This window comes from Dyella sp. 01N448 (assembly GCF_056399225.1).
The window spans coordinates 679,435-691,596 of sequence record NZ_JBFTQX010000003.1 but is presented as its reverse complement, the minus strand read 5'-3'; the positions used below and the strand labels follow the sequence as shown (position 1 = coordinate 691,596).

Genomic DNA, 12,162 nt, shown 5'->3' with positions numbered 1-12,162 from the left:
GCGGTGTACCGCTCCGTAGGTTCGTCGCGCACAGGGTGCGCTCCCACAAAGAGCCGATCGATACTGGCTTGCGCGATCCCTTGTAGGAGCGCACTTGTGCGCGACCGCGGCGTCGCAGTGCATCGCTCCGGTTGGTCGCGCACAAGTGCGCTCCTACAAAAAGACCTGCTCGGCCCCGCAACGCCGGGTGTTGGGCTCTTGATGTGGCTCTGCCCCGGGGTCCCCGTATGACGCGGCGGGCGGGTGGAGGAAAGCCCGAAGGGTGGCCGCAGGGATGCGGCCAGTTTTTCGACAGGACAGGGATGTCCTGTCGAAAAACCCCGTAACCCGTCCGCGCACCTGGAGGGCGCAGCCCGGAAGGCGCGTCATCCGGGGGGCCCTTTCTTTTGGTTACTTTTCTTTGGGCAAGCAAAGAAAAGTTACCCGGCCTCCGGCAGGAGGTCGGAAGCCCGCGGCAGGCGAGCCAGGTCGCGGCAGCGCGACAACTAAATACCGAGGCTCTGGATCCCGGCCTACGCTGGGATGACGAGCAGAACGAAGATTGTGGCACTGCCACACAATGGGGCTAGGTTGGCCCCTCACCCCAACCCTCTCCCCGGAGGGGAGAGGGAGAAACTCAACCTTGATCGGGCCCCCTCTCCAACGCCCTGCGAATCTCCTCCAACGCCGCCGGATCATCCAACGTAGAAAGATCCCCAGGATCCGTGTGCTGCACCAAAGCCTGCAGCGACCGTCGCAGCAGTTTTCCGGAGCGTGTCTTGGGCAACGCATTGACCACATAGATGCGCGCCGGCTTCGCAATCTTGCCCAGTTGATCCACCACGCATTGCTGCATGCCTTTGGCAACCTCCACCGAAGCCTCCGTCACGCCTTGGCGGAGCGTGGCAAACACCACCGGCACCTGCCCCTTCACATCGTCGTGCATGCCGATCACCGCAGCTTCCGCGCAGGCAGGATGCATCGCTACGGATTCTTCGATTTCGCGCGTGCCCAGGCGATGTCCCGCCACATTGATCACATCGTCGGTGCGTCCAAGGATGGTGGTATAGCCATCCTCGTCGCGGATCGCCCAATCCAGCGAGCTGTAGAGCAGTTCCTTGAAGTGGCTGAAGTAACTTGCCACGTAGCGTTCGTCGTTGCGCCATACCGTGGTCAGGCAACCGGGCGGCAGCGGAGGAACAAATACGAGCACGCCCTTCTGGTGCGGTGGCAGTTCCTCGCCGGTGTTCTCGTCGATCACCTTCATGCGATAGCCGGGGCTGGGCAATCCGGGCGAGCCGAATTTCAGCCTTTTCAAATCCAGGCCGGGCATCAAGGTGATCGCGGGCCAGCCGGTTTCGGTCTGCCAGTAGTTATCGATAACGGGTACGCCCAGGCCTTCGGTGGCCCAGTGCGCGGTGGGTTCGTCGAGTGGTTCGCCGGCGAGGAACAACCAGTGCAGTTTCAGCAGGTCGTACTTCTTGAGCCAGCTCGGGTCCTGTTTCTTGAGCACACGCAACGCCGTGGGTGACGAGAACATGCTGTGCACGCCGTAGCGTTCGCACAGACGCCACCAGATGCCCGGATCGGGGTGTGCCGGCAGACCTTCGTATAGCAACGACGTGGCGCCGCCGATCAGCGGCGCGTACACGTTGTACGAATGGCCCACGGCCCAGCCCACATCCGAGGTGGAGAACATCACCTGCCCCGGCTTGATGTCGAAGATCGCGTCGATCGACATCGCCATGGCGACAGCGTAGCCGCCCACGTCGCGCTGTATGCCCTTGGGCTTGCCCGTGGTGCCCGAGGTGTAGAGCAGATAGCTGGGCTCGTTCGATTCGAGCCACTCGACCGGCACTTCGGCGCCCTCATAGGAGGCGCGCAAGCTGGCGTAGTCGAGATCGCGTCCGGCGACACGCGTCATCTGGGGATCGAGTCCACGATCGATGATGAGCACGTTTGACGGCTGGTGTTTGGCTTCCTCGAGCGCAGCGTCGACCAAGGGCTTGTACGGGATGATCTTGCCGCCACGCATGCCCGCGTCAGTGGCAATGAGCAGCGCGGGCTCGGCATCATCGATGCGCAACGCGAGGTTGTGCGCGGCAAAGCCGCCGAAAACCACCGAGTGGATTGCACCCAGGCGCGCGCAAGCGAGCATGGCGAACACCGCTTCGGCGATATTGGGCAGGTAGATCACCACGCGATCGCCCTTGCCTACGCCCAAGGAGGCGAGCACGGCAGCGAAGGTGTTCACTTCACGATAGAGATCGCGATAACTCAGCTCGCGCGTGATCCCGGTTTCGCTGGAGATCGCCACCAGCGCGAGCTGGCCGCCGCGCTCTTCGAGATGGCGGTCGACGGCGTTGTAGCAGAGATTGGTGGTGCCGCCGACGAACCACTGGCGGAACGGCGGATGGGAAACGTCGAGGATGCGCTGGGGTGGCGTATGCCAATGGATGCGCTGCGCCTGCTCAGCCCAGAACGCTTCGGGCTGCTCTATCGAACGCTGATAGAACTCCTCATAGCGCATCGCGATCACCCTCGTTTCAACGGCTGATCGGTCTAGCCTAGATCAGCGCTGCCCAATGGGCTTTGCGACCTTGGTCGAGTCGTGCGTGGACGATCGCCATGCGCGGCGATCATCCACGCGCATAACTTACAGGCAGGACACCGCCGCGTCGCGATAGGCGGAGTTGTAGTCCTTCTTCATGTCCTGGCCTTCGTACATCACGACCAGGGCGCCGGTGCCGTCAGCCGTCACGTTGATCAGTTCATGCGCGCCCTGCTTGTCGTTGCCAGACAGCTCGCCCGACTGGTCCTTGTGCGACATGCTCACTTGGGCAGTTTCGGCCCACTTGGCGCGCACGCATTCCAGATAGGTCGGAATGTCCTTGTTGGTACGGCTGCTCATCTTCGGCGTGGTGTCGCGCAAGCCGTGGGTGCCACCGCAGGCGGTGAGCAGGGCGCAGAGGGAAAGGGTCGCAAGAAGTCGCTTCATGTCTGGGTTCCGGTTAATGCTCCGCCGATTCTACCGTTCCCAGGGCACGCCGCCAGCCACCCCCGGGGAAATGGCTGCCCTGCCCCCAAAAAGAAATGGGCAGCCGAAGCTGCCCATTTCGATCATCGCAAAGCTTGCGCGTGCGACTTACTTCTTGGCGAACAGGTGCTCGACGCCGGCGCGCTCTTCGCGCAGTTCCTTGTTGGTGGCGTCCATGCGGGCGCGCGAGAAATCGTTGATTTCCAGGCCCTGCACGATGGCGTATTTGCCATCCTTCACCGTCACCGGGTAGCCGTAGATCACGCCCGGCTCGATGCCGTACGAACCGTCGGACGGGATGCCCATCGAGGCCCAGTCGCCTTCCGCGGTGCCCATCGCCCAGGTGCGCATGTGGTCGACGGCAGCCGAAGCAGCCGAAGCGGCCGAGGAAGCGCCGCGCGCCTTGATGATCGCCGCCCCGCGCTGCTGCACGGTCGGGATGAAATCGCTCTCGTACCAGGACTGATCAACCAGCGACAGCGCCGGCTTGCCGCCCACGGTGGCGTGGTGCAGGTCCGGGTACTGGGTGGAGCTGTGGTTGCCCCAGATGGTCATCTTCTTGATGTCGGTGCTGTGCTTGCCGGTCTTCTCGGCCAGCTGCGACAGCGCGCGGTTGTGGTCAAGACGAACCATCGCGGTGAAGCACTTCGGATCCAGATCCGGTGCGTTCTGCTGGGCGATCAGCGCATTGGTGTTGGCCGGGTTGCCAACCACCAGCACGCGCACGTCGCGCTTGGCGTGATCGTTCAGCGCCTTGCCCTGCGGGCCGAAGATGGCGCCGTTGGCTTCGAGCAGATCCTTGCGCTCCATGCCCGGGCCGCGCGGACGCGCGCCGACGAGCAGCGCGTAATCGACGTCCTTGAAGGCGACGTTGAGGTCGTCGGTGGCGACCACGCCGGCCAGCGTCGGAAACGCGCAATCGTTGAGTTCCATCACCACGCCCTGCAGCGCGGGCAGCGCCGGGGTGATTTCCAGCAGGTGCAGGATCACCGGCTGATCCGGACCCAGCATGTCGCCCGCGGCGATGCGGAACAGCAGGGCGTAACCGATCTGGCCGGCAGCGCCGGTAACGGCAACACGAACGGGGGCTTTCATCGGAGAAACTCCTTCAACTTGGCTAGCGTACAAAAGACAAAGGCCCACGCCGTACGGCGCGGGCCCAAGACCATCAGGTCAATTCTGCAAAGAACGCCTGGATGCGTTCCAGCCCGGGCTGCAATTGTGCCGTTGGGCAGGTATAGGAAATGCGCAGGGCGCGCGGCTCGCCAAATGCCGAGCCTGGCACGCAGGCCACGCCCGCCGCTTCGAGCAGCACAGCGCACAACTCGACGTCGTCGTTGATGCGCGTGCCCTTGTAGCTCTTGCCGAATGCCACCGAGATATCGGGGAACGCGTAGAACGCGCCCTGCGGATACGGGCACACCACGCCGGGAATCGCACGGAGCGCATTGACCACGATGTCGCGCTTCTCGGCAAATTCCTTGCACTTGGCCTGCGGAATATCCTGCGGTCCGGCAAACGCGGCGATGGCGGCGGCCGTGATCACTTCGGGCAGACTGGTGATGTGGTTGGAGTTGAGCGTGGTGATGGCCTTGGCCACGATTTCCGGCGCGGCGATCAGGCCCACGCGCCAACCCGGCATGCCATAGGTCTTGGACACCGAGTCGACGAAGATCAGTCGATCCTTCAGCTCCGGCCTGGCATGCACGAAGTTGTGATAGCCGATGCCGTCGAACACCATCGAGTTGTAGATGTCGTCGGTGATGATCCAGGTATCCGGATACTTCGCCAGCACGTCGGCCAGCGCGGCGATTTCGTCGCGCGTATAGACCATGCCGGTGGGATTGGACGGATTGTTGAACAGGAACACCTTGGGCTTGCGCGCGAGCGCCGCATCGAGCTGCGCCGGCGTGAGCTTGTAGTTCTGCTCGGGGCCGCAATGCAGGATGTTGGCCTTGGCGCCCAGGATGTCGGCGATGTCGCGATAGGTGGTCCAGAACGGTGCGGCGAAGCAGATTTCATCGCCTTCGTTCAACAGCGCTTCGCCCAGGTTGTACAACACCTGCTTGGCGCCGATGCCGATCGAGAGATTCGCGCGGCCATAGCCGGTGAAACCGAGCTTTTCGATGTGCACCAGGAAGGCATCGAGCAGCGCATCCGCACCGCGGTTGCTGCCGTACTGGCCGGAATCACGCTGCAGCGCTTCGCGTGCGGCGGCATACACATGCTCGCCAGGTAGAAAATTGGGAACGCCAATCGAGAAGCTGATGATGTCGCGACCGGCAGCCTTGAGCTGCTTGGCCTTTTCGGCGATGACCATGATCGCGCTGGGCTTGGCGCGACCGACACGCTGGGCAAGCTGGGGCATGACTTCCTCGTGTATGGGGAACGAAGACAGCAAACCCCACGATTTTAGCATGTGACAGCGCGCCATCCGACGCCCCGGGTTCACCCGATGGTCTAAAGCCCCGCCCATGCGTGAGATGGTCAGGCCCATGCCAGTGACGTTCGTGACTTGCAAAACCGTGCCGTCAACTGGCTGATCTGCCTATGGATTGGCGCACGATGTAAGCCTAGATTCGACCCACCAATGGCCGCCAAGGAACGCATATGCACTGGCTCTGGGTATTCATCGTGGGTCTGGTCGTGGGTCTGATCGCCAAGATGCTGATGCCGGGCAAGGATCCGGGCGGCTTCATCATCACCGCGATCCTGGGCATCCTCGGCTCGGTCATCTCCACCTATATTGGCGAAAAGCTGGGATGGTGGGGCGAGACGGGCCTCGCGCATTTCCTCGGATCGATCGGCGGCGCGATCGTCCTGCTGCTGCTTTATCACCTGCTGTTCAAGCGCAAAGCCAACGCCTGACCTCCTGGCGCAGGGACGCGAAACCGGCGACGCCTTGCGCGTCGCCGGTGTTTTTTTCAGTGCCTGGACTCAGGCCCGGTTGGCCCCGCCGAACAGCTTGCCTGCCAGCGACGCCAGCGAACCCAGGTCGAAACCACCCTGCCCCTGCGCCGGCAACTGGCCCTCGGGCGTCAGATGATCGACCGCATGCGGCAACACCTGCGAGAGCTGGCCCAGCAGCTGGCCCTGGTCGACACCCAGCTTGCCTGCCGCCTCTTGCAGCACGGTGCCGAGCCCGCCGTTCTGCAGTGCCTGGCCGAGCTGGTCGCCCGACACCGCCTGGTTGCCACCGGTACCGACCCACGACTGCACGGCATCGCCCAGACCGTGCTGCTGCAGCATGGCCACCAGGCCCTGCACACCGCCGGCCTTTTCGATCAGCTGGCCCGCCACGGCCACCAGGGATGAACCACCTGCCGGATTGCCCTGACCGCCGCCGAGCAGATCATTGAGAAAGGACATTACTGCATCTCCTTGGGAATGGGATTGACGCACATCGCTTCTTGCGTGGAGCCGTCCGATTCTAGGCCCCTGTTTCCCACATCGCCATGACAGCGCAGCCACAAAAAAAGCCGCCGTCGATGACGACGGCGGCTTCTTCACGCAATGACGACGAACGGACTCAGCCGCGCTCGTCGAGCACTGCGTTCCATTCCTTCACGCGGTCGGCCTGGGCGGCCAGCAACGCATCGACGTCGCCTTCCACAGTGACTTTCTCGACGATGTCGCCCTGGCGGATCGCATTGACCACGGCCTGATCTTCCGGGCCGAGGATTTCGCCGAACACGCTGTGCTTGCCATCCAGCCACGGCGTGGCGCCATGGGTGATGAAGAACTGGCTGCCATTGGTGCGCGGGCCGGCATTGGCCATGGACAGCACGCCCGGCTTGTCATGACGCAAGGATGCGTCGAATTCGTCTTCGAAACGGTAGCCCGGGCCGCCGCGACCGCTGCCTTCCGGGCAGCCGCCCTGCACCATGAAATCGGCGATGACGCGATGGAACGACAGGCCATCGTAATAGCCGCGACGGGCCAGGTTGACAAAGCTGGCCACGGTCACCGGCGTCTTGTCATCGTGCAGGCGCAGATGGATGGGACCGCGGTTGGTGGTCATGGTGACGTTGATGGTCATCAGGGGATCCTTCGTTGAAAGGCAGCGCGCAACCACAGGCGCCCTGCAAGCACGCAAGGATACCGCAGCTGGGATGAGCCGCCAGCCTCTGGTTCAGCGAGGGGCCTGGGTCCAGGTGGCGGGGAGATCCAGCGCATCGCGAGCCAACGCGTTCGAACCGCGCGGCCGTGGCGATGGCGTCGGCACCAGGGCGGGCCACGGCGCGCCTTCATAGATATGCGACCACAGCCGATCCAGCGCCGCATAGCCGTACGGCAGCAAGGGCACGTGGCGGTCGCCGAAACCGGGGATGGCGAGAAAGGCATCGAAATGCTGGGCGTGCGGCACTTTCCAGTACAGCGGATGGCCGCCCTTGCTGCGCAGCCAGGTGACATAGGGTTCGGAGGTGAACGCCGTCGGCAACAAGCCGTCGGAGGCGCCATGCACCACCCATACCGGCAGGCTGGCGCGTGGTGCTTTCACCGTGGTCGCGGCGACGCCATCGCGCAGCGCCTGCGTGCTCGCATCCCGGTCTTCCCATAGCGAGCGCAAACACAGCACGCCGGGCAGCGTGGGATCGCCGGAACGATCGGCGCCGCCAAACAAACCCACGCCATTCCCGGGCGGAATGCCCGAGGCATCGGCCCACCAGGTGGCACGTGCCGCTGCATCGACCGGCACCGATACGCCTGATGCAGCCACGCCGCCGTAGCGAAATCCGCAAGGCATATCGTCGGGCCCACGACGCATATACGCGGAGGCATAGGCGACCGTGATGGCACGCCACAGATCCAGCGAGGTGGTGGAGGCTGCGGTGGTCATCGCCTCGTCAGTCCAGCCGCTGGCGCGCAGGTGCTCATACGCCTCGGCAGCCTGCGCCGCCACGCGTGTGCCGCTGACCAGCTGGCGCTCATGAAGTTGATGGCAGCGCTGTGCCCAGCGCGGCGGCACCTCACCCTGCGGCGTGCGTGCCATCGGTGCCGCATCGAATCGCGCATCGGCGAGCGCACACGGCAACCAGATCGAGGCATCGGTGGCGTAATCGAACAACGCACGCCCCTGCTCAGGCACGCGCACATTGGGCTCGAGCGCCACGACGCCAGCGAGCATGCGGCCGTCATCCAGTCCCGCCGCCTGCAGCACCGCACCGCCACCATTGGAAAGGCCGGTGGCAATGATGCGTGTGTTGTCCGGCGTAAAAGGCGCCTGGTCGGGGAAGGCGCGATTGAGCATGGCCAGCCCAAATTGCGCTGCCTGCAGGACATGCCGGCCCCAGTCGGCCTCGGGGCTGTCGCCTGAATGGGCGTGCTTCACACCTAGATCGACGCGACTGGCGTGGGAGGTCGGTTCGAATTCCAGTGTGGTCGTGCCGCGCTTGACCCGCGTGCCGTCGAGCGCGACGCCTGAGTCGTTGGCGGGGTCGAAATAACCTGCGCCAGCGGCCTTGTCCGTATAGGCCACCGCGCAGCCGCGCGGCAGGCCCCAGGCGCCAGCCAGCGCAATCGCCCCATAGATGCCGCGCGAACCCGACGACGCCGTTACCACCAGACAACGGCGCGAGCGGTCGAAGTTGTCGGGCGCCTGCAACAGCACGCGGTGCGGCGCGTTTGCCCCCGAAATCCAGGCGAACGCCTGGTATTCGCGGCCGGGCACATCGGGCACTCCACCATAGACATGGCCGTAGCCGCCCAGCGGTCCCAGATCGGCAATGCCCTTCCAGCTCGCCTGGATCGCACGGCGGCGCAATTCGGCGGCCGTGGGCTGCAAGGGATGTGCGATCGGCGATGGCGGACCGGCCAAGCCATCCAGCCCCAGGCCCGCGCTCAGAAGGTCGTCGCCCTGGCGATGCTCGGTCTGGAGCACCTCGCCACGCACGAAATCGGGGGCATGCATGCCGGAATCCTTGGTCAACGGCGGTGCGGCGCACGACGCCAGCAACGGTGCGACCAAGCATATCCACTGGGAAAGGCGATGGCCCATGCCCTCCATCCCTCTCGGGCGACAGGCCGCCCTCGGGATCAGTCCAGCACAGGTTCGGTCGCTCCCGGGTGACGAACCCCTCCCGGAGCGGCCTTAAACCGTCGTCGAGTCACGGTCTGAACAATTTACTAAGACTTTTCAAGCAAGCTGTCACATAACCCCGTATAATTCTCGGGTTATCCCTCCAGAAACCTCACGCGGCGGCTTTATCCCGCCCGAGCCGACCTCATGTCCATCGAAAATCTGCGCAATATCGCCATCGTCGCCCACGTCGACCATGGCAAGACCACGCTCGTCGACCAGCTGCTCAAGCAGTCCGGCACGCTCAATGAGCGCACCGTGCTGGCCGAGCGCGTGATGGACAGCAACGACCAGGAAAAGGAGCGTGGCATCACGATCCTGGCCAAGAACACGGCCATCACCTGGGAAAACAAGAAGACCGGCGCCAAGAACCGCATCAACATCGTCGACACCCCAGGCCATGCCGACTTCGGCGGCGAGGTGGAGCGCGTGCTGTCGATGGTGGACACCGTGCTGATCCTGGTCGACGCGATGGACGGCCCGATGCCGCAGACGCGCTTCGTGACCCAGAAGGCGTTCGCCATGGGCTTCAAGCCGATCGTCGTGGTCAACAAGGTCGACCGTCCGGGCTCGCGTCCGGAGTGGGTGGTCGAGCAGGTGTGGGATCTGTTTGAGAAGCTCGGCGCCACCGATGAGCAGATGGACTTCCCGATCGTTTACGCCTCGGCGCTGAACGGTTACGCCTCGCTGGACGAGAACGCCCGCGAAGGCGACATGACCCCGCTGTACGAAGCGATCATGCAGCACGCGCCCAAGCCGGACGTCGATCCGGACGGCGCCTTCCAGATGCGCATCAGCCAGCTCGACTACAACAACTTCGTCGGCGTCATCGGCATCGGCCGCATCCAGCGCGGCACCCTGAAGAAGGGCATGCCGGTCTCCGTGATCGACCGTGAAGGCAAGAAGCGCCAGGGCAAGATCGGCCAGGTGCTCGGCTTCCTCGGCCTCGAGCGCATCGAGCAGGAGTCGGCCGAAGCTGGCGATATCGTCGCCATCTCGGGCATTTCCGAGCTGACCATTTCCGATACCGTCACCTCGCTGGAAGTGCCTGAAGCGCTGCCGGCGCTGAGCGTCGACGAGCCGATGATCAGCATGACCTTCCAGGTCAACAACTCGCCGTTCGTCGGCAACAAGGATCTGTCGGGCGGCAAGTTCCTCACCAGCCGCCAGCTGCGTGAGCGCCTCGACCGCGAAAAGGTGCACAACGTGGCACTGCGCGTGGAAGACGGCTCCGACGCCGACAAGTTCCTGGTCTCGGGCCGTGGCGAACTGCATCTGTCGGTGCTGATCGAAAACATGCGCCGCGAAGGCTACGAGCTGGCCGTGTCGCGTCCGGAAGTGATCATCAAGGAAATCGACGGCCAGAAGATGGAGCCGATCGAACAGCTGGTGGTCGACATCGAAGAGCAGCACCAGGGCGGCGTGATGGAGCGCCTGGGCATCCGCAAGGGTGACCTGAAGAACATGGTGTCGGACGGCAAGGGCCGCGTGCGCCTTGAATACCTGATCCCGGCCCGTGGCCTGATCGGCTTCCAGAACCAGTTCAAGACCCTGACCCAGGGTTCGGGCCTGCTGTTCCACGTGTTCGACCATTACGGTCCGTACACCCCGGTGGCCATCGCCAAGCGCCTCAACGGCGTGATGATCGCCAACGCCGGCGGCACCACCCCGGCCTACTCGCTTGGACCGCTGCAGGATCGCGGCAAGCTGTTCGCCGCCGAAGGCGACTCGGTGTACGAAGGCCAGCTGATCGGCATCCACGCCAAGGACAACGACCTCACCGTCAACGCCATCAAGCCCAAGCCGCTGACCAACATGCGCGCCTCCGGCAAGGACGATGCGATCCAGCTCACCCCGGCGACCAAGTTCTCGCTGGAGCAGGCGCTGGACTTCATCGACGACGACGAGCTGGTCGAAGTCACCCCGAAGGAAATCCGCATGCGCAAGAAGCACCTGACGGAAAACGACCGCAAGAAGGCTTCGCGCGGCGTGGCTTGATCTTTGGATCAGCGATACGAGTAAAGAAAAGGCCGCCGAAAGGCGGCCTTTTTTATTGCCTCAGCTCTACTGTGGGAGCGCACCCTGTGCGCGACAAACCTACGCAGCGATACACCCAGGCGTGGCCGTCGCGCACAGGGTGCGCTCCCACAAGGGGTGTCGGTGTCACACGGGCGGCGGTGTCCCACGGAGGGAAACAGCGCCGCAACACGCAACTCCAGCCGTGGCCCCAGAAAGCAAATTTGAACCCCACGACATCGGGCCGATCTCGATGAATGCGTGAGCTCTAAACTGTGGGAGCGCACCTTGTGCGCGACAAACCTACGGAGCGATACACCCAGGCGTGGCTGTCGCGCACAGGGTGCGCTCCCACAGGGGTGCCAGGTACCTCGTAGAGGGAGATATCAAGCGGGTGACTGCGCGCGCTCCAGCGCCGCAACGCGCCGTTCCAACCGCGGCCCCAGATAACAATGCGACCCGCACGGCATCAGGCCCACTTCGTTGAACGCCTTCAAATACCAGGACGGCGCGCGTGCATGGAAGCCGTCCATATCGCCATCCACCCCGTCCTTGCTGGTGAACACTTCCAGGAAGGCGACGCCCTCGAGCATGTCGCTGATGCCGGTCAGGCCCGCTCGAATTTCCGCAGGCTTGAGGTAGTGCAGCACATCCGTGCAAACGATGATGTCGAAGCGCTGGTCAAAGCGCAGATATTCCAGTTGCCCAAAGCGCGCCAGGCCGATATTGCGGCTGCGCCCATAACGCGCCACGGCGTATTCACTCGCATCGATGCCCTGGTAAAGCAGGCCGGGACGCAGCTTGAGCAGCGGCGCACGCCACACCCCTTCCCCGCAACCCACATCAAGCACTGAGCGTACCGGCCGGCCAAGGTAGTACTCGGCCTGTGCCACTACCATGGCGACTTTACGGCGCAGCTCAGCGGCTGATGCCACGGTGTGGTCGGGGTGGCGATACCACTTGTCGAAATAGTCGCGGTCGTAAATCTTGGGCACAAGCGATCTCCGGCTTAAGGATAAATAATAGCCCAGCGACGGCGATCACCTGGCCT

10 protein-coding genes are annotated in these 12,162 nt (G+C 63.8%); 2 read left to right on the top strand and 8 right to left on the bottom strand.

Translation table 11 applies throughout. From position 1 onward, the window contains the following. Positions 1–616 precede the first annotated feature (616 nt). From prpE to AC1DKY_RS07295, 4 genes are all read right to left on the bottom strand, one after another. Complete coding sequence (gene prpE, locus AC1DKY_RS07310; RefSeq protein WP_441604644.1) at positions 617–2,509, bottom strand: propionate--CoA ligase; 1,893 nt, start codon at positions 2,507–2,509, stop codon at positions 617–619. A gap of 126 nt (positions 2,510–2,635) precedes the next feature. Next, positions 2,636–2,977 carry a hypothetical protein gene (locus tag AC1DKY_RS07305; protein WP_441604643.1) on the bottom strand — a complete coding sequence of 114 codons (342 nt, stop codon included), beginning with the start codon at positions 2,975–2,977 and terminating at the stop codon, positions 2,636–2,638. 147 nt (positions 2,978–3,124) lie between these two features. Continuing rightward, on the bottom strand, positions 3,125–4,111 hold the full coding sequence (locus AC1DKY_RS07300) for a malate dehydrogenase (RefSeq protein ID WP_441604642.1): 987 nt from the start codon (positions 4,109–4,111) through the stop codon (positions 3,125–3,127). Between the two features lie 73 nt (positions 4,112–4,184). Further along, on the bottom strand, positions 4,185–5,384 hold the full coding sequence (locus AC1DKY_RS07295) for an aminotransferase class I/II-fold pyridoxal phosphate-dependent enzyme (protein WP_441604641.1): 1,200 nt from the start codon (positions 5,382–5,384) through the stop codon (positions 4,185–4,187). A 242-nt stretch (positions 5,385–5,626) separates the two neighbouring features. Between AC1DKY_RS07295 and AC1DKY_RS07290 the strand changes: the two genes are divergently transcribed. Further along, positions 5,627–5,884 carry a GlsB/YeaQ/YmgE family stress response membrane protein gene (locus AC1DKY_RS07290; protein WP_441604640.1) on the top strand — a complete coding sequence of 86 codons (258 nt, stop codon included), beginning with the start codon at positions 5,627–5,629 and terminating at the stop codon, positions 5,882–5,884. Between the two features lie 69 nt (positions 5,885–5,953). Here AC1DKY_RS07290 and AC1DKY_RS07285 read toward each other — a convergent pair whose 3' ends face one another. The 3 genes from AC1DKY_RS07285 to AC1DKY_RS07275 all read right to left on the bottom strand — a co-directional run bounded on the left by AC1DKY_RS07285 (position 5,954) and on the right by AC1DKY_RS07275 (position 8,927). Continuing rightward, a complete protein-coding gene (locus AC1DKY_RS07285) occupies positions 5,954–6,385 on the bottom strand; it encodes a YidB family protein (protein WP_441604639.1) in 432 nt (143 codons plus the stop codon). Between the two features lie 160 nt (positions 6,386–6,545). Then, on the bottom strand, positions 6,546–7,055 hold the full coding sequence (locus AC1DKY_RS07280) for a peptidylprolyl isomerase (RefSeq protein ID WP_441604638.1): 510 nt from the start codon (positions 7,053–7,055) through the stop codon (positions 6,546–6,548). Between the two features lie 93 nt (positions 7,056–7,148). Next, positions 7,149–8,927: a 3-hydroxybutyrate oligomer hydrolase family protein gene (locus AC1DKY_RS07275; RefSeq protein ID WP_441604637.1), complete on the bottom strand. Its 1,779-nt coding sequence runs from the start codon at positions 8,925–8,927 to the stop codon at positions 7,149–7,151. Positions 8,928–9,242: 315 nt separating this feature from the next. On the opposite strand from AC1DKY_RS07275, the gene typA reads away from it, so the two are divergent. After that, positions 9,243–11,093 (top strand): translational GTPase TypA, encoded by a 1,851-nt coding sequence (gene typA / locus AC1DKY_RS07270; protein WP_441604636.1) that lies wholly within the window; start codon positions 9,243–9,245, stop codon positions 11,091–11,093. Between the two features lie 404 nt (positions 11,094–11,497). Here the strand turns inward: typA and AC1DKY_RS07265 are convergent, their stop codons facing one another. Beyond that, positions 11,498–12,106: a class I SAM-dependent DNA methyltransferase gene (locus AC1DKY_RS07265; RefSeq protein WP_441604635.1), complete on the bottom strand. Its 609-nt coding sequence runs from the start codon at positions 12,104–12,106 to the stop codon at positions 11,498–11,500. Positions 12,107–12,162: the final 56 nt, after the last annotated feature.

Coding starts and splice junctions, on each gene's coding strand:
- prpE (WP_441604644.1), bottom strand. CDS start 2,509: ATGCGCTATGAGGAGTTCTATCAGCGTTCGATAGAGCAGCCCGAAGCG.
- AC1DKY_RS07305 (WP_441604643.1), bottom strand. CDS start 2,977: ATGAAGCGACTTCTTGCGACCCTTTCCCTCTGCGCCCTGCTCACCGCC.
- AC1DKY_RS07300 (WP_441604642.1), bottom strand. CDS start 4,111: ATGAAAGCCCCCGTTCGTGTTGCCGTTACCGGCGCTGCCGGCCAGATC.
- AC1DKY_RS07295 (WP_441604641.1), bottom strand. CDS start 5,384: ATGCCCCAGCTTGCCCAGCGTGTCGGTCGCGCCAAGCCCAGCGCGATC.
- AC1DKY_RS07290 (WP_441604640.1), top strand. CDS start 5,627: ATGCACTGGCTCTGGGTATTCATCGTGGGTCTGGTCGTGGGTCTGATC.
- AC1DKY_RS07285 (WP_441604639.1), bottom strand. CDS start 6,385: ATGTCCTTTCTCAATGATCTGCTCGGCGGCGGTCAGGGCAATCCGGCA.
- AC1DKY_RS07280 (WP_441604638.1), bottom strand. CDS start 7,055: ATGACCATCAACGTCACCATGACCACCAACCGCGGTCCCATCCATCTG.
- AC1DKY_RS07275 (WP_441604637.1), bottom strand. CDS start 8,927: ATGCATGCCCCCGATTTCGTGCGTGGCGAGGTGCTCCAGACCGAGCAT.
- typA (WP_441604636.1), top strand. CDS start 9,243: ATGTCCATCGAAAATCTGCGCAATATCGCCATCGTCGCCCACGTCGAC.